This window comes from Jannaschia pohangensis, assembly GCF_900113875.1.
Classification (GTDB): domain Bacteria; phylum Pseudomonadota; class Alphaproteobacteria; order Rhodobacterales; family Rhodobacteraceae; genus Jannaschia; species Jannaschia pohangensis.
On the sequence record NZ_FORA01000001.1, the window covers coordinates 558818 to 573571 of the forward strand.

21 protein-coding genes are annotated in these 14754 nt (G+C 66.3%); 7 read left to right on the forward strand and 14 right to left on the reverse strand.

Annotated elements, in window-relative coordinates; translation table 11 throughout:
* Position 1: 1 nt before the first annotated feature.
* The 6 genes from BM002_RS02685 to BM002_RS02710 form a co-directional block, all read right to left on the reverse strand.
* Positions 2-373, reverse strand: coding sequence for a VOC family protein (locus tag BM002_RS02685; protein WP_092777044.1), 372 nt, complete (start codon positions 371-373; stop codon positions 2-4).
* Between the two features lie 91 nt (positions 374-464).
* The gene (gene ureG, locus BM002_RS02690) at positions 465-1097 is read right to left on the reverse strand and encodes an urease accessory protein UreG (protein WP_092777046.1); all 633 of its coding nucleotides are present in this window, start codon (positions 1095-1097) and stop codon (positions 465-467) included.
* The gene (locus tag BM002_RS02695) at positions 1081-1467 is read right to left on the reverse strand and encodes a carboxymuconolactone decarboxylase family protein (protein ID WP_092777048.1); all 387 of its coding nucleotides are present in this window, start codon (positions 1465-1467) and stop codon (positions 1081-1083) included. Before BM002_RS02695 ends, ureG begins: the two co-directional genes overlap by 17 nt.
* Entirely contained in the window at positions 1464-2081 is a 618-nt protein-coding gene (locus BM002_RS02700; protein ID WP_092777050.1) for an urease accessory protein UreF, read from the reverse strand. The genes BM002_RS02695 and BM002_RS02700 overlap by 4 nt, the downstream gene beginning before the upstream one ends.
* Positions 2071-2508 (reverse strand): urease accessory protein UreE, encoded by a 438-nt coding sequence (locus tag BM002_RS02705; protein WP_092777052.1) that lies wholly within the window; start codon positions 2506-2508, stop codon positions 2071-2073. The genes BM002_RS02700 and BM002_RS02705 overlap by 11 nt, the downstream gene beginning before the upstream one ends.
* Entirely contained in the window at positions 2505-3113 is a 609-nt protein-coding gene (locus BM002_RS02710; RefSeq protein WP_139212224.1) for a hypothetical protein, read from the reverse strand. Before BM002_RS02710 ends, BM002_RS02705 begins: the two co-directional genes overlap by 4 nt.
* 24 nt (positions 3114-3137) lie before the next feature.
* Between BM002_RS02710 and BM002_RS02715 the strand changes: the two genes are divergently transcribed.
* Positions 3138-3329, forward strand: a complete 192-nt coding sequence (locus BM002_RS02715) for a hypothetical protein (RefSeq protein WP_092777056.1) — start codon at positions 3138-3140, stop codon at positions 3327-3329.
* A 6-nt stretch (positions 3330-3335) separates the two neighbouring features.
* Here BM002_RS02715 and BM002_RS02720 read toward each other — a convergent pair whose 3' ends face one another.
* Complete coding sequence (locus BM002_RS02720) at positions 3336-3758, reverse strand: hypothetical protein (RefSeq protein ID WP_092777058.1); 423 nt, start codon at positions 3756-3758, stop codon at positions 3336-3338.
* A gap of 91 nt (positions 3759-3849) precedes the next feature.
* Here BM002_RS02720 and BM002_RS02725 point away from each other — a divergent pair, with 91 nt between their 5' ends.
* Complete coding sequence (locus tag BM002_RS02725; protein ID WP_092777060.1) at positions 3850-4113, forward strand: hypothetical protein; 264 nt, start codon at positions 3850-3852, stop codon at positions 4111-4113.
* 13 nt (positions 4114-4126) lie between these two features.
* Here the strand turns inward: BM002_RS02725 and ureC are convergent, their stop codons facing one another.
* The 7 genes from ureC to BM002_RS02760 all read right to left on the reverse strand — a co-directional run bounded on the left by ureC (position 4127) and on the right by BM002_RS02760 (position 9096).
* Positions 4127-5836 (reverse strand): urease subunit alpha, encoded by a 1710-nt coding sequence (ureC, locus tag BM002_RS02730; RefSeq protein WP_092777062.1) that lies wholly within the window; start codon positions 5834-5836, stop codon positions 4127-4129.
* Between the two features lie 128 nt (positions 5837-5964).
* Positions 5965-6456, reverse strand: coding sequence for a hypothetical protein (locus BM002_RS02735; RefSeq protein ID WP_092777064.1), 492 nt, complete (start codon positions 6454-6456; stop codon positions 5965-5967).
* The gene (locus BM002_RS02740) at positions 6453-7271 is read right to left on the reverse strand and encodes a cyclase family protein (protein ID WP_092777066.1); all 819 of its coding nucleotides are present in this window, start codon (positions 7269-7271) and stop codon (positions 6453-6455) included. The genes BM002_RS02735 and BM002_RS02740 overlap by 4 nt, the downstream gene beginning before the upstream one ends.
* A 96-nt stretch (positions 7272-7367) precedes the next feature.
* Positions 7368-7658, reverse strand: a complete 291-nt coding sequence (locus BM002_RS02745; RefSeq protein WP_245749106.1) for an antifreeze protein — start codon at positions 7656-7658, stop codon at positions 7368-7370.
* Positions 7658-7966 carry an urease subunit beta gene (locus BM002_RS02750; protein ID WP_092777070.1) on the reverse strand — a complete coding sequence of 103 codons (309 nt, stop codon included), beginning with the start codon at positions 7964-7966 and terminating at the stop codon, positions 7658-7660. The genes BM002_RS02745 and BM002_RS02750 overlap by 1 nt, the downstream gene beginning before the upstream one ends.
* Positions 7963-8283: an urease subunit gamma gene (locus BM002_RS02755; protein WP_092777072.1), complete on the reverse strand. Its 321-nt coding sequence runs from the start codon at positions 8281-8283 to the stop codon at positions 7963-7965. Before BM002_RS02755 ends, BM002_RS02750 begins: the two co-directional genes overlap by 4 nt.
* Positions 8284-8292: 9 nt before the next feature.
* Complete coding sequence (locus BM002_RS02760) at positions 8293-9096, reverse strand: urease accessory protein UreD (RefSeq protein ID WP_092777074.1); 804 nt, start codon at positions 9094-9096, stop codon at positions 8293-8295.
* Between the two features lie 54 nt (positions 9097-9150).
* On the opposite strand from BM002_RS02760, the gene pyrC reads away from it, so the two are divergent.
* The 5 genes from pyrC to BM002_RS02785 all read left to right on the forward strand — a co-directional run bounded on the left by pyrC (position 9151) and on the right by BM002_RS02785 (position 14751).
* On the forward strand, positions 9151-10167 hold the full coding sequence (pyrC, locus tag BM002_RS02765) for a dihydroorotase (protein ID WP_092777076.1): 1017 nt from the start codon (positions 9151-9153) through the stop codon (positions 10165-10167).
* Positions 10168-10230: 63 nt separating this feature from the next.
* The gene (locus BM002_RS02770) at positions 10231-10908 is read left to right on the forward strand and encodes an orotate phosphoribosyltransferase (protein ID WP_092777078.1); all 678 of its coding nucleotides are present in this window, start codon (positions 10231-10233) and stop codon (positions 10906-10908) included.
* A 202-nt stretch (positions 10909-11110) separates the two neighbouring features.
* The gene (locus BM002_RS02775) at positions 11111-12703 is read left to right on the forward strand and encodes a replicative DNA helicase (protein ID WP_175484781.1); all 1593 of its coding nucleotides are present in this window, start codon (positions 11111-11113) and stop codon (positions 12701-12703) included.
* A 48-nt stretch (positions 12704-12751) separates the two neighbouring features.
* Positions 12752-13792 carry an alanine racemase gene (gene alr / locus BM002_RS02780; RefSeq protein ID WP_092777080.1) on the forward strand — a complete coding sequence of 347 codons (1041 nt, stop codon included), beginning with the start codon at positions 12752-12754 and terminating at the stop codon, positions 13790-13792.
* Between the two features lie 170 nt (positions 13793-13962).
* Positions 13963-14751: a hypothetical protein gene (locus tag BM002_RS02785; protein ID WP_092777082.1), complete on the forward strand. Its 789-nt coding sequence runs from the start codon at positions 13963-13965 to the stop codon at positions 14749-14751.
* Positions 14752-14754 lie beyond the last annotated feature (3 nt).

The window sequence follows — 14754 nt, forward strand, 5'->3', positions numbered from 1 at the left end:
CTCAGGCCTGCGCGAAAAGGCTGATGCGGTTGCCGTCGGGGTCGATGACATAGAAGAATTCGCCCGCCGGGATCTTGATCGCCTCGCTGATCACCTGGCCCCCCGCCTTCGTGACCCGCGCCATCGCGGCGGGCAGATCGTCCTTCACCATCAGGCTCACCGCCGGGCCGCGTCCGTCTCCGGCGGTCGGCCCCTCGTAGATGTGGCCCGACACGGCGACGTCGCTGTCATAGGGGAAGACGGCGGTTTCCATCGGGCCCATCTGCTCGGTCAACATCTCGACCTGCAGGATTGCCTCATAGAAGGCGCGGCCCTTGGCGAGGTTGCTGACGGGGATTTCGGCCCAAACAACGGCGTTCACGTTCTTGGTCATGGTTCAGTTCCTTGTCTGTTTCTGCCCCGGTTGTCGGGGCGACAAGGACTGTCTCGCACAGCCCTCCTGACAGCATACTGTCAGGAGGATGTCAGGGTTGGTCGCTTTTCTCCAGCCCGCCTTCGCGGCGGATGAAATCGACGATCTCCGCCACTCCGGTCCCGTGCCGCAGGGCCGCCATGACGAAGGGCCGCGCGCCCCGCGCGACGGCCAGATCGCCGCGCGCCATGCCCAGATCGACGCCGACATGGGGGGCAAGGTCGGTCTTGTTCAGGATCAGAAGGTCCGACCGCGTCACCCCCGGCCCGCGCTTGCGCGGTATGTCCTGCCCGGCGGCGGTGTCGATCACATAGAGCGTCAGGTCCGCTAGTTCCGGGCTGAAGGTCGCGGCCAGATTGTCGCCCCCACTCTCGATCAGGATCACGTCCAGATCGGGGTGCGCGGCGTTCAGGTCGGCAATGGCGGCCAGGTTGATCGACGCATCCTCGCGGATCGCGGTATGCGGACAGCCCCCCGTCTCGACCCCGCGGATCCGATCCAGCGGCAGGACCTGCGCCCGCATCAGGAACTCCGCATCCTCGCGCGTGTAGATGTCGTTGGTGATGACCGCGACCGACAAGTCACGGGACAATTCGCGCGCCAGATGTTCCGTCAACGTCGTCTTGCCCGCGCCCACCGGACCACCGATCCCGACGCGCAAGGGGCCGTTAGGACTGTGCGCCATTGTCTTCCCCTTCAAACACTTCCAGCGCGGCGTTCAGCGCATTGATCGCCGCCGGAAACCCGCCATAGAGCGACATCTGCCAGATCGTCTCGGCGATTTCCGTCCGGCTCAGCCCGGCCTTCAGCCCGCCGGCGATATTCACCTTCAACTGCGGGCGCGTCTGGCCGCCAAGGGCCGTCAGGGCGGCAATCGTCGCGATATATCGGTCGCGCAGCGGCAGGCCGGGCCGGGCGTATTGGCGACCATATGCGAAATCGACCACCCCTTCGGCCATGCCCGGCAACAGGTGGCCGTAGCGGGCATCCAGGGCCGCCTCCATCCCCGGGTTCAGCTCTTCGGACAGGGCCTTGCCTTGGTCATAGCTGCTCATGTGCGGAAAATCCTCGGTTGCAGGGTTTCGTGACGCATCGCGTCCAGATCGGCCATCAGGGCCGCGCCGCCGGGCGGGTCGGTGTCTGTCCGGGCGGCGACCTCTGCGATGACCGGATGCAGGGCGCGCAACACGGTCTGCGCCTCGGTCTGGCCCAGAGGCAGGAAGCGCGTGGCCGCCGACACCAACTGACCCGCGAACCCCTGAAGATAGAGCATGGCGACCACATCCGCCGCCATCCCCCGCGCGCGCAGGCCCAGGGCGACAGGGAGCGGCAGGTCGGGGATCGGCGGCTCGCCCATGCCGGTGGTGACGGTGGCGAAGGCCGCGCCCTGATCGCGGGTTTCCTGCCAGCGTTCGGCGCATCCCGCACGTGCCTGCAAGACCTCGGCCACCTCGCCTGGATCGTCCCCGCCCATCACCGCGCGGATCGCCCAGACATCCAGCGGACCGGCCCCGAAGCGCAGCACATGGGACGCCCAGTCCTGCACGTCCCTTGCACCCGCCACCCGGCCCGAGGCCATCGCCGTCTCCAGCCCATGGGAATAGGCATAGCCCGACACCGGGAAGGCGGGTGACAGCCATTGCGTCAGCCGCAGAAGATCAGCCGTCATGGCCATGATCGTGCCCCATCGTGCGCCCGTGACCATAGGCGCCGCCCTCGGGGTGGAAGGGCCGGACGTCCTCGGTCACCTCGGCCTTCAACCCTTCCAGCATGCCGCGCAGCACATGGTCGGCGCGGATCACCAGCGTGTCGCCGTCGATCTGGCAGGGGGTGTGCCGGTTGCCGATGTGCCAGGCCAGACGCGGCAGGTCGCCCCGGATGACCAGCACCGGCTCGGCCGCCGCCTCAAGCGCGATCTCCGTCCCGTCCTCCAGCCGCAGCCCGGCGATCCGGCTCAGATCGGTCAACTCCGGCAGGTCCAGCATCACGGCGCGTCCCCCTTCGGTCATCAGCCGTTTGCGCCGCACCAGACGCGCATCATAGTCGAGGCGGATCACGTCCGTCGCGTGGTGCAGGTGGTCCAGAAGAGCGATCATCGCAGGGCCTCGATTTCCGTGACTTCGAAATAGTCGAGCGGCTGTCCCGCATCGCCCAATCCATAAACATTGGCGAACCCGAGGTCCGGGTAGTACCGCAGAAGCTCGATCGATTGCGACGCGGCGGTACCATCATTGCGGGTCAGTTTGATGTCGATGGCCGAATAGGTGCAACCGCCGATTTTGACGTCCTGCGCCGGGCCGCCGACATAGGTTTCCAGCAGCAGGTCGATGCTGCCGTCGAAAGCCTCGCTCACCGGGATCGTCACGTCCATTCCGGCTTCGGGCGCGGGAAGATCGCCGGGGGACATGTTGTAATCCAAGGATAATACGTTGGTTTCCTTGCCGCCCACGAAGTCCGCACTGCGCAGAAGATAAAGCCCCCGGCCCGAAATCTCGCGCGCCGGATAATCCGGCCCCACGATCGTCTCGACCCGATCCGCATCAAGTCTGCGCATCGTCTCGACCGACCCGTCCGCATAGGTCAGCACGATGCCCTTCGCCAGATCCGCCGCCACCGGGCATGAGTCCTGCGCCGACGCAGGCAACGCATGGGCCGACGCCAGGGTCATGGCCACCAGCCCGGCCCTTAACGAATTCTTCACGTTTCGACCTCCATAGTGGTTCGCATGAAACATGCCAATCCGCGCCCCGCGCCCGCCGAAACCCTCGCCCAACTGTCGCGGGTTCAGGCCCGTATCGACGATCTTCAGTCCGAAGCTGCGCGCCTGCGGGCGCAGCTTTTGGCCTCCAGCGATGACATGCCGCTCCATCCCGGGGCCCTGTCGCGCACCGCCCAATCGCCGCAGCCGCGCGGCTGATCGGGGTCAGGCGTCCAGTTCCGCCATCAACATCGTCTCCATCTGACGCGGCTCGATCAGCGCGCCCGGCATCTCGGAGCGGCGCAGGAACAACTGCCCCGGCGCGACCAGCCGTTCGACGCCGTCGGTCGAGGCATCCAGCGCAAAGGTCGTGCCTTCCTCGGTCGGCACCCGCACCCAGGACCAGCCAGGGTTCGACAGGCGCAAAGCCTCGCCCCAGACCATGCCGAGGGCAAAGATCTCTTCCGGGCCATAGTCCTTGACGAAATCCTGCGCCATCAACCCGTCGAGCAGCCCCATGATCGCCGGGGCATCGCTCAGGTCCGCCGCAGGCTCCACATGGCCGGCCGTCCATTCGATCCAGCCATCCAGCATGGCGCGGTCTTCGGCGGTGATCGGGTCGGGGGTGGTCTGCGGGGTCTCGGTCATGAAAGGGCGCTCCTCAAAATTCAATTGAAGGAACCGCGAAACCCGAGAGGCGTCAACCAACCGTTTACCATTTCATGCTTGGATCAAATGCATGAGCCTGTCCGACCCCATCAACGATATTGCCCGCCTGCACGCGCTCCGGCGGTTGATGGCCTCCTTGCGGACAGAAGAGGCGGAGCTGCGCGCACGCCTGATGACCCTTGGTGATGGGGATCATGGCGGAAACGGCATTCGCATTCGCATCGCTACGCAAGTTCGCCGCCAGCTTGACCAATCCGCCATTCCGCCGGAAATCCTGGCGAGGCCGGACGTCTGGCAGGAAATTCGTTCGCGCGCCGTCCGATTGCTGCCCTGAAGGGCCGCCCCCCTCAAAACAGGAAATACCGCTGCGCCATGGGCAGCTCACTGGCCGGTTCACAGGTCAGGAGTTCGCCGTTCGCCCGCACCTCATAGGTCTCGGGGTTCACTTCAACTTCGGGCGTCAAGTCGTTCAGAACCATGTCTTTCTTGCCGATGCCCCGCGTCCCCCGCACCGCCACCAGGTCCTTGGCCAGCCCAAGCTGCGCGCCAAGGCCCGCATTCAACGCCGCGCCCGACGCAAAGATCACCGCCCCCCGTTCGACTGCCCGCCCGTAAGACCCCCACATGGGCCGCGAATAGACGGGCTGCGGTGTCGGGATCGACGCATTGGGGTCTCCCATCTGCGCCATGGCGATGGTGCCGCCGATCAGCACCATCTCGGGCTTCACACCAAAGAAGGCGGGCGACCATAGGCAGAGATCGGCGCGCTTGCCCACCTCGATCGACCCGATTTCCTGGGACATCCCGTGGGCGATGGCCGGATTGATGGTGTATTTCGCGATGTACCGCCGGACGCGCAGGTTGTCGTTGTCCCCCGTCTCCTCCGCCAGCCGCCCGCGCTGTTTCTTCATCTTGTCGGCGGTTTGCCAGGTGCGGATGATCACTTCGCCAACCCGGCCCATGGCCTGACTGTCGGAGGCGATGATCGAAAACGCCCCCATGTCGTGCAGGATATCCTCGGCGGCAATCGTCTCCTTGCGGATGCGGCTTTCGGCAAAGGCCACGTCTTCGGGGATGGCGCGATCCAGGTGGTGACAGACCATCAGCATGTCCAGATGCTCTTCCAGCGTGTTGACCGTATAGGGCCGCGTCGGGTTCGTGGACGACGGGATCACATGCTCCAGCCCGCAGACCTTGATGATGTCGGGCGCATGGCCGCCGCCGGCCCCTTCGGTGTGAAAGGCGTGGATCGTGCGGCCCTTCATGGCGGCCACGGTATTCTCGACAAAGCCGCTTTCGTTCAACGTGTCGGTGTGGATCATCACCTGCACGTCCATCTCGTCCGCCACGCTCAGGCAGGTGTCGATGGCCTGGGGCGTCGTGCCCCAATCCTCGTGCAATTTCAACGCGCAGGCGCCCGCCGCCACCATCTCGCGGAGCGGCTCGGGGCGCGACGCATTGCCCTTGCCCGACAGGGCCAGATTGACCGGAAAGGCATCCATCGCCTGCAACATCCGCCCGATGTGCCAGGGCCCCGGCGTGCAGGTCGTGGCCAGCGTCCCATGCGCGGGCCCGGTGCCGCCGCCAAGGAAAGTGGTGACGCCCGAATGCAGCCCGTCCTCCATCTGCTGCGGACAGATGAAGTGGATATGGCTGTCAAAGCCGCCGGCCGTCAGAATCCGCCCCTCGCCCGCGATGATCTCGGTCCCGGGCCCGATGACCAGCGTCACGGCGGGCTGCGTGTCGGGATTGCCCGCCTTGCCGATGCCCGCGATCCGCCCGTCACGCAGACCCACGTCGGCCTTGTAGATGCCGGTATGGTCCACGATCAGCGCATTGGTGATGACGGTATCCATCGACCCTTCGGCGCGGGTGCGCTGCGACTGGCCCATGCCGTCGCGGATGACCTTGCCGCCGCCGAACTTCACTTCTTCGCCATAGGTCGTGTGGTCCCGCTCCACCTCGATGATGAGGTCGGTATCGGCGAGGCGCACCCGGTCGCCCGTGGTGGGGCCATACATGTCGGCATAGGATCGGCGGGAAATCGGGGTGGGCATCGGCGGGCTCCGGTACGTGACGCGCCTCAACACTCGCGAGGGGACCGGGCGATGTCAAACCGCCGCGGGCCGGATCGCCCCCGAAACCAGTGGGTTGCCCAAGAAAGAAGCAGACAGTAGATCGCCGGTCAGGGGCCCACGACGGAAACGCCCCGCGCACGAAGCGCTTCTGCCAGGGCTTTCGGCGGCGGTCCGAACGGTGGTTTCAGGATATGCGCGGCCCTCGGGGCATCCCTCGTGAAGAGGAAGACCGCCTCGCCATAGGCATCGATCCGATGTTCCGCCCGGTCGATATCCTCGAACCGGAAAGACGGCTCCACGCAGGGTGACGCCTCGCCACACAAAAAGATGCCGTTCCGGTCGATCCGGCTGCGGAAAATCTCGTCGCGCGGCGACGACAGGGCAAGAAACAAGCCCAACAGGCCGTATGTCAGAAAGGCGGTCGGCAGAAGCGCGCTTTGCCAATTCAGGACGTCGAAGCGGTAAAGGCCCGTGAACATCACGAGGCCGATTCCGACCCAGAGAAGCGCGATCAGACACACCTGGGTCGGAAAACCCGGCTTCACCGACCACGTCAGGCCGCCCGACGCATCCCGCGTCTCGACCGTCAGAAGGCTCATATCAGCGCGAAGATTCGCGCAGGCCCGCCCGTGCCGCCCCGGTGCTTGGGCGCGCCGACGATCAGCGTGGCCCCGGCGGCGGGCACCTGGTCCAGCCCGGCCAGATTCTCGATCCCGTAGCGTCCCTCGGGCAGCCAGGCGTAATGCGACGCGAAATCCGCCGATGGGCCGTGGTCCAGCGACAGGGTGTCGACCGCAATGGACGAGGCCGAAGTCCGCTCCAGCAGGAAGGCGACCGCCTCGGGGTGAAAGCCCGGAAAATGCAGGACACCCGCATCGTCCGCCCCGCGGTAGGCCGCGGTATTCACCTTGTCGGCCCACCCCGACATCATCGCCACACAGGCCCGGTCGGGAATATCGTCATTGTCCCGGATCCACGATTCCAGATCGTCGGGCGTGACCTGCGCATCGGGGTCGGCGGCGGCCTTGGCGCGGATATCCACCACGCAGAGCGGCACGATCAGGTTCCCGATCTCGATTTCGTCCACCGACCTGCCATCGGCGCTGAAATGCAGCGGCGCGTCGATGTGAGTGCCCGTGTGTTCGTTGATCGTCAGGTTCAGCAGGTTGAAACCGTTCTCGGCAAAATTGAACAACGCCTCTGCGCCATATCCCGGCTCACCGAAGAAGGTCGGGAAATTCTCGGACAGGGTATGCGTCATGTCACGGATCGACCCATGTCCATCGGCCAGCGCCGCCGTCCCGGTTACCGTCGCGGCCACGCCAGCCACCCCGGCGGCCAGCCCGCCGCGAAACAGGTCGCGACGACTCAGCATACGGTCCTTGACGGCATTCATCACACAGATATCGCACATCTCATCTCTCCTGATCCGGGGCCACACCCAATTCTCAGGCTGGCGGGCCGAGCCGCTGCCTGTCAATGAAAACCGAAGTTTGGCGCGCCCGATGCCTCAGGCGGCGGTCTTGCGCCTGGTCAGCCGCTTCGAGTTGGCCCGCGTCGTCCGCCCGATGGGCGTCAGCGCCATGCCGTAGACCTGCGCCGGGGTTTTCCCCGCCATCAGCGCGCCAATGGCAGCAAGGCCCGACTGGGCGAAGGCGGTCTGCTTTTCGGTGACCATGCGCATGTTTTCATCCGCATCGGGGCGCAGCACGCCAGCCATGCCGAGCATCCGCATCGACATCACCGACTGCGCCTCGACCAGCATCTGAGCGGTGCGCAATTGCAGACGGAAGAGTTCCATCATTCGAGAGACCCCATGACCTTTCCCTGAAATCCGACGACCACGCGGTCGCCCGACAGCGGCACCAATGGCACCCGCCGTGTCTGTCCCGGCTCAAACCGGATTGCCGTGCCCGCCGCGATGTCGAGCCGCCTGCCCCGCGCTGCATCGCGGTCGAAGGCCAGCGCGCCGTTCGTCTCGGCGAAATGGTAGTGGCTGCCGACCTGCACGGGCCGGTCGCCGGTGTTGGCGACCTCCAGCGTGATGGCGTCGGCGCCCTCGTTCAACGTGATATCGCCCGCTGCGGGCATGATTTCGCCGGGGATCATTCCGCCGCCTCCCGCACCCGGATGGGGTGATGCACGGTCACCAGCTTGGTGCCGTCGGGAAAGGTCGCCTCGACCTGGATGTCGTGGATCATCTCGGGGATGCCCTCCATGCACTGGTCAGCGGTGATGACATGCGCGCCCGCCTGCATCAGGTCGGCGACCGAACGTCCGTCGCGCGCCCCCTCGACCACGAAATCGGTAATCAGCGCGATGGCTTCGGGGTGGTTCAGCTTGACGCCACGCGCCAGCCGACCGCGCGCGACCATGGCGGCCAGGCTGACGAGCAGCTTGTCCTTTTCACGGGGGGTCAGGTTCATGTGCGGGCCTCAGACGTCGGATTGCCAGACGCGCGGAACCGGGGTGCCGCGCAACGTCACGATGGCGCGGATCAGGGCGCGGCGCAACGGGGCGGCCTCTGCCGCCAGCATTCGGACCACCAATCGCCCATCCCAGGCCGAGGCTGCGGCCTCGACTGCCTCATCTTTGGGCAGAACGTCGCGCAGCGGGGCCAGCGCATCCGCCGCTCCGGGCGACACCAGCACCAGAGTCGCGAAGGCCCGCGCCGTCCCGAGCGGGCCGTTGCCCCCGAAAACCCCGGGTCCCAGAACCAGCCGTTCGTCGTGGATCAACCGCCCGTCGCGCCGCACCTGCCGGTGATCGTCCAGCCGGGCGGTCGCCACCACCTCGCCGTGGGCGGCTCGTCCCAGGATGACCGAATCGACCCCCAGAAAGGTCGCGTCCCCCGTCAGGTCGACCGACGTGCGCCGCACCATGTCGGACCCATCGAACGCGATGACCTCCTGCGGGAGCCAGTCCAGATGCCCGCCCGCGCCCACGCGCAGCACGGTCTCGATCCGTCCCGGCCCGTCGTCGGCGCGATAGGCCCGCTCCGCCGTCTGGGTGGCCCCCGTGGCCCGCGCCCCCGCCCGCAGCGTCAGCGCGTAATCCAGCCGGTCGCCCGACGTCACACCCCCGGCGGTGTTCAGGAACACCACCTCGGGCACATCGGCATCGGTGCGCGGCAACATCGCCTTGGCCGACCCCGCCTGTCGCAAATCCACCAGACCGGCGCGGCCAAGCACGACCTGCGCCTCGCCTGTGATCCGTTGCATCCGGGGTCGGTCGAGCATGGCGGCACCCTGAACCTCTGGCCAAGCGGCCGCAAGATGGCTAGGCCGTCGCCCATGGACACGCTTACGATACGCCGCCCGGACGATTGGCACCTGCACCTGCGCGATGGCGACATGCTGCGCCTCGTGGCGCCGCAAAGCCGCCTGTTCGCCCGCGCCATCATCATGCCCAACCTGGTGCCGCCCGTGGTCACGGGTGCCGAGGCCGCCGCCTACCGCGACCGGGTGATCGCCGCAGGCTTCGCCCGGCCGCTGATGACGCTGTATCTGACCGAAGACACCGACCCCGCCGATGTGGTCGCCGCCCACCGGGACGGGATCATCACGGCCGTCAAACTCTATCCCGCCGGGGCCACGACCAACTCCGCCTCGGGGGTGCGCGACTTCGACAAGGTGCGCCCCGTTCTGGCGGCGATGGAGGCGGCGGGCGTGCCGCTCTGCCTGCACGGCGAAGTCACCGACCGCGACATCGACATCTTCGACCGGGAGGCGCGGTTTCTGGACCGTATCCTGACGCCGCTTCGCGCCGCGCATCCGAACCTGAAACTGACGCTGGAGCATGTGACCACGACCGAGGCGGTCGACTGGGTCCGCGCACATCCGGGCGTCGGCGCCACGATCACGGTTCAGCACCTGATGGCCAACCGCAACGATATGCTGGCGGGCGGGATGCGGCCGCATTTCTATTGCCTGCCGATCCTGAAACGCGACACGCATCAGGCCAGCCTGCGCGCCGCCGCCACCGGCGGGGAAGCGCAGTTCTTCCTGGGCACAGATTCCGCGCCGCACCCGACCCACGCCAAGGAATCGTCGTGCTGTTCGGCGGGCTGCTTCACCGCGCCCCACGCCCTTCCGCTTCTGGCCCATGTCTTCGAAGAGGAGGGCGCGCTCGGCCTGCTGGAGGCCTTCGCCTCGCTGAACGGGCCCGCGCATTATGGGTTCACGCCGAATGACGACACCATCACCCTGACCCGCGGCCCCCTGACCTTTCCCGACAAGATAGAGGGATACGGCCAGAGCGTCACGCTCTTTGATCCCGGCCATCCGGTGAACTGGCGGATCGCGGATTAACCCAATCTAAACCTCTGTTACCAATTCGTTATTTCCCCGCAGGGAAACCCCGAGGAGCCTGCCATGATCCCCACCAGCTTCCCCCCCAAGGACGAGATCGCCCGCCTGACCGCCCGCGCCCTGCTCGAGGTCGGCGCGGTGCATTTCAATTCGCGCGAACCCTATACCTATGCCTCGGGGGCCAAGGGGCCGACCTATATCGATTGCCGCAAGCTCATCTCCTATCCGCGCCTGCGCTCGACCCTGATGGATTTCCTGGCCGTCACCGTGATGCGCGACGCGGGATTCGAGGCGTTCGACAATGTCGCGGGTGGCGAGACGGCGGGCATCCCCTTTGGCGCGATGATCGCGGAACGGCTGGCCCTGCCCATGACCTACGTGCGCAAGAAGCCCAAGGGCTATGGCCGCAACGCCCGCATCGAGGGCGTGATGACCGAAGGCCAGCGCGTCTTGCTGATCGAGGACATGACCACCGACGGCGGCAGCAAGCTGTCCTTCGTCGACGCCATCCGGGAAACCGGAGCCACTTGCGCCCATACCGGCGTCATCTTCAGCTATGGCATCTTCCCCGAGATCACCAAGACGCTGGCCGACCACGGCATCACCCTGCATGCGCTGGCCACCTGGTGGGACGTGCTGGCCGAGGCGAAGGCCCAGGGCCATTTCGACGCCGAAACGTTGGCCGGGGTCGAGGAGTTCCTGAACGACCCCCGCGGCTGGCAGGCGGCGCGGAAAGACTGACGCAAGGTCGGGCAGAAATAACTTCCCGGCCTTCCCAAGACCTTGCCGTTTTCTCCCCAGAGGACTGCGAGTTCACCACAGGCTGTCCACAGGGCCCTGATTGCCGGACCCGGGTCGCGGATGTATGGTCGCCCCGGGGACAATCCATAACGACACGCACGGCGGCCATCGGTCGCACGGGCGGTATGGCAGGGGCAGGCACATGAACGAGATCGCGCGCATGGATCAGGGGATGCCGACGACGACGTCCGAAAGCCAGCTGCCCCACAACATCGAGGCCGAGCAGCAGTTGCTGGGCGCGCTTCTGACCGACAACGACCTGTACGACCGCGCCGCCTCTGTCGTGCGGGCCGAGCATTTCTATGACCCGGTCCATGCCCGCATCTGGGAGATCTGTGCCGCACGCATCCAGAAGAACGCGCTGGCCTCGCCCGTGACGCTCAAGCCGTTCCTGGAGGAGGACGAGGGCCTGAAGTCGCTCGGCGGGCCGTCCTATCTGGTCAATCTCGCCGCCTCGGCCATCGCGGGTTACGCGGTGCGTGACTATGCCCAGATGATCTATGACCTGGCCATTCGGCGCGAGTTGATCGCCCTTGGCCGCGACATCAGCGCCCGCGCCAACGATGTGACCATCGACGCCGAACCCGCCGCCCAGATCGTGGAGGCGGAGTCGAAGCTCTATGCCCTGGCCGAACAGGGTCGGTCCGAAAGCGGGTTCCAGTCGTTCCTGTCGGCCATCAAGCAGGCCGTCGACGTGGCCAATGCCGCCTATCAGCGGGACGGCGGGCTGGCCGGCATCTCGACCGGGCTTGTCGACATGGACAAGAAACTGGGGGGCCTGCACCGCTCCGACCTTCTGATCCTCGCGGGGCGTCCGTCGATGGGGAAGACGTCGCTGGCCACCAACATCGCCTTCAACGTGGCCAAGGCCTACAAGCGCGGCACCACCTATGACGGGCGCGACGGCGCGGTCGAGGGTGGGGTCGTGGGCTTCTATTCGCTGGAGATGTCGGCCGAGCAGCTGGCCGCGCGGATCCTGTCGGAGGCGTCCGAGGTGCCGTCCGAACAGATCCGCAAGGGCGATATGACCGAGGCCGAGTTCCGCCGCTTCGTCGAGGCGGCCAAGGCGCTCGAATCCTGCCCGCTGTTCATCGACGACACCCCCGCCCTGCCGATTGCGCAACTTGCGGCGCGGGCCCGGCGGCAGAAGCGGACCCATGGCCTGGACCTGCTCATCATCGACTACCTGCAACTGGTGACAGCGCCCGGCAAGGGCGACAACCGCGTGAATGAGGTGTCGGCGATCACCCAGGGCCTGAAGGCCATCGCCAAGGAACTGGACATCCCCGTCATCGCCCTGTCGCAGCTCAGCCGTCAGGTCGAGAACCGCGAGGACAAGCGCCCGCAGCTGTCCGACCTGCGGGAATCCGGCTCGATCGAGCAGGACGCGGACGTCGTGATGTTCGTCTACCGCGAGGAATACTACAAAGAGCGCGAAAAGCCCGGCGACCACCAGCTGGACAAGATGGCCGAATGGCAGGCCGCGATGGAGGCCGTTCACGGCAAGGCCGAAGTCGTCATCGGCAAGCAGCGTCACGGCCCCATCGGCACCGTCGAGCTGTCGTTCGAGGGGCGGTTCACGCGCTTCGGCAACCTCGTGAAGCCTTGGCAGACTGAACAGGCTGCAATTGGTTCCTCCCGAACTTTGGGCATTGAAGACAGTAGGCACAAAAACCGCTTGGCTGACTTTTCGGCGCGAACAGATAACGCGAAAGACCAATCTCCTCGCCGTTAGCAATGTAAGCTTCCTTGACGCCTCCGCAGCCGCGTCGCATCAGGCGGCATGGGGACCGGAACACTACATATCGATCTTGAGGCCGTGGCCGCCAACTGGCGCGCGCTCGATGCCAAATCCGCCCGCAGTTGCGAGACAGCGGCGACGGTCAAGGCGAATGCCTATGGTCTGGGCGTGGTGCCGGTGGCGACGCGGCTCTTCTCCGAAGGGTGCCGGGCGTTCTTCGTGGCGACCGCCGACGAGGGGCTGGAGCTGCGCCGCGCCCTGGGGCCGGAGCCGCGCATCTATTGCTATTATGGCCACATGCCCGGTGACACGGCGACGATCAAGCGCGCCGATCTGGTGCCGCTGATCTGTTCGGTCGACCAATTGACCCGGCACCTCGAGACCCTGCCCCGGCAGCCGTTCGGCATTCAGCTCGATACGGGCATGAACCGTCTGGGCCTGAAGATGTGGGAATGGGCCGCCGTGGGCGAATTGGCCTTGCAGGCCGAGCCTGTCCTGCTGATGTCGCATCTGGCCAGCGCGGACGACCCCGACAGCCCGCAAAGTGCCGCGCAACTGGCCCTGTTTCACGAAATGACCGATGGCCTGCCGATGCCGCGCAGCCTTGCCGCAACCGGCGGCATCCTTCTGGGGCCCGAGTATCATTTCGACATGGTGCGCCCGGGGATCGGCCTTTACGGCGGGATGCCCTTTGCCGGTGCCGACCCCGTGGTGTCGCTGGACCTGCCGGTCGTCGCCTGCTTCGACGTGGCCGAGGGCGAGACGGTCGGCTACAACGCCACCTGGCAGGCGCGCGCGCCGTCGCGCATCGCGACCATTGCGGGTGGCTATGCCGACGGGTTGATCCGCGCGCTTGGCGCCGGGATGGACGTGATGGCCGGTCCCGTCCCCTGCCCCGTGGTGGGCCGTGTCTCGATGGACCTGCTGACGGTCGACATCAGCCATCTGGACCGCGACCCCGAGAGCCTGCGCGTGATCGACGCGCACCGCCGCGTCGACGATCTGGCCGCCGTCGCGGGCACGATCGGCTACGAAATCCTTACCTCCCTCGGCTCCCGTTACCAGCGACATTACAGAGCTTGACCGCTAGCCCTTGCGATTCGCACGGACCGCGAACGCAGATATGGCCAAATCACGGCAAAGTTGCGGAAACGTTAAGAAAACGTTGCCTCCGAGGGGCGAATCTCTGCTATGCAGGAGTCCGGGCAGCCAAGAAACCCATAAGAAATTGTTATCGAATAGGGTCCGGCTAGATGAAAGAAACTCCGCGTCAGGTCGCCGTCGCCACCAGTCTGCTTCAGCAGGTCTGCACGTTTGTCCTCGTGTTGTCCGCCCTCGCCGTGACCGCATCCACCGTCGCCGCCCTGGCCGGTGCGCTGCCCTGGCTGGAGCTGTCGGTGGGTTTTGACGGCGTGGCCGTCGAAGGCGCCGGGCAGATCGCCCAGATTTCGCTGACCGTGTTGATGCTGCTCCTGGTGGGGTTCCTGCCCGCCAACTCCCGGATGCGCCGGCTGGAGCTGACCAATCGCGATTTCCACCTGTCGATGGATGATGTCGCCCGCGCCTATGCCGTCGTCCACGCCGCCGACCGCGACGGCACCTTCGAGCTGAGCCGCGAATTCGACGCCATGCGCGACCGGATCGACTGGATGCGCGCCCATCCCGACCTGACCGGGCTGGAGCATGACGTGCTTTTGGTCGCGGCCCAGATGTCGGTCGAGAGCCGCGAGTTGGCCGAGGTCTATTCCTCCGAGAAGGTCGACCGCGCCCGGTCGTTCCTGCGCCAGCGGCAGGCCGAGGTCGAGGATTACCGCCAGCGCATCTCCATGGCGCAAGCCACCGTGACCGAGATCAAGCGCTGGATGCAGGCGATTTCGGTCGAGGAGAGCCTGGCCGAGAAGCAGCTGGACCGCCTGAGAAAGGACCTGTCGGAGGTCACCGATGCCCTGAAGATCACAGGCTTCGACCGGTCCGACAACGTGGTGGGCCTGGCCCGCCGCGACGCGCCCGCCGACAAGGTCGCCGCCACCCCCGCCGAGTAACCG